The following is a 1,323-nucleotide window of genomic DNA, read 5'->3' on the forward strand; positions in this document are numbered from 1 at the left end:
CTATGCCGACAATATCCCCCAACTTGTTATGTTCATCGCCCTCGACCATCTGTTCTGTCCCTTTCATCCAAGCGCGGTCTTTTATTTGTAGGCTCTTCCAGGGGATCGTATAGGGGACTGTTTGGCGTATTTTGGGAAGAGAGCGTCTCTTGTAGGCGCTTAATGTTTGATGCGGGCACATCAGTAGAAACTTGTTGCTCTTGGCTAATGCCTGTTTGTTCCATGCCCAGGTCTGGCATTGATCTATCATCACTTTGCCGATCTTGCGGGGCCGGATTGGTCTCATCAAGTATGTTTATGTATTTTGCAACAGGGTCTGATAACGAAACGTCTTGATCAGTGAAATCAAAGCTCTCACTATTGACCTGAAAACTGGAGTCATACGGACCTAACCCGGCGCTTTGATGAAGCTCATCAAAAAACTCGTCGCCCCGCACGGGGATCTCGCCGCCATCTATCAACTCTTCCAGGGGATCGTATAGGGGACTGTTTGGCGTATTTTGGGAAGAGAGCGTCTCTTGTAGGGGCTTAGTGTTTGATGTTGGCACATCAGTAGAAACTTGTTGCTCTTGGCTAATGCCTGTTTGTTCCATGCCCAGGTCTGGCATTGATCTATCATCACTTTGCCAATCTTGCGGGGCCGGATTGGTCTCATCAAGTATGTTTATGTATTTTGCAACAGGGTCTGATAACGAAACGTCTTGATCAGTGAAATCAAAGCTCTCACTATTGACCTGAAAACTGGAGTCATACGGACCTAACCCGGCGCTTTGATGAAGCTCATCAAAAAACTCGTCGCCCCGCACGGGGATCTCGCCGCCATCTATCAACTCTGCCAGGGGATCGTATAGGGGACTGTTTGGCGTATTTTGGGAAGAGAGCGTCTCTTGTAGGCGCTGAATGTTTGATGCGGGCACATCAGTAGAAACTTGTTGCTCTTGGCTAATGCCTGTTTGTTCCATGCCCAGGTCTGGCATTGATCTATCATCACTTTGCCAATCTTGCGGGGCCGGATTGGTCTCATCAAGTATGTTTATGTATTTTGCAACAGGGTCTGATAACGAAACGTCTTGATTAGTGAAATCAAAGCTCTCACTGCTCTCACTATTGACATGAAAACTGGGGTCATGCGGCCCTGGGCTTTGATGTAGCTCATTGATAAGCTCCTCGAAAGATTGTTCAGACCGTTCTCCAGACGGACCAATTCCGTCATGACGTTGTTGCTGGGATCGACTCCTGTTTGAGCTGATAGTCTGCTGCCGTTGGCTGGCCAGCTCTTTGTATGTTCCATCTTCCCCCCGGTTTTCGCCGTAGACCGGGATC

Annotated in this window: 1 protein-coding gene; it reads right to left on the minus strand. The window is 48.5% G+C overall.

The window, feature by feature from the left end; translation table 11 throughout:
• Positions 1-32: 32 nt before the first annotated feature.
• Positions 33-1,323: hypothetical protein (locus tag Q0835_RS29860; RefSeq protein WP_298967114.1), on the minus strand; the 1,291-nt coding region annotated here is incomplete at its 5' end.

Origin of the sequence: uncultured Roseibium sp. (assembly GCF_947499295.1) — a bacterium.
GTDB lineage: Bacteria > Pseudomonadota > Alphaproteobacteria > Rhizobiales > Stappiaceae > Roseibium.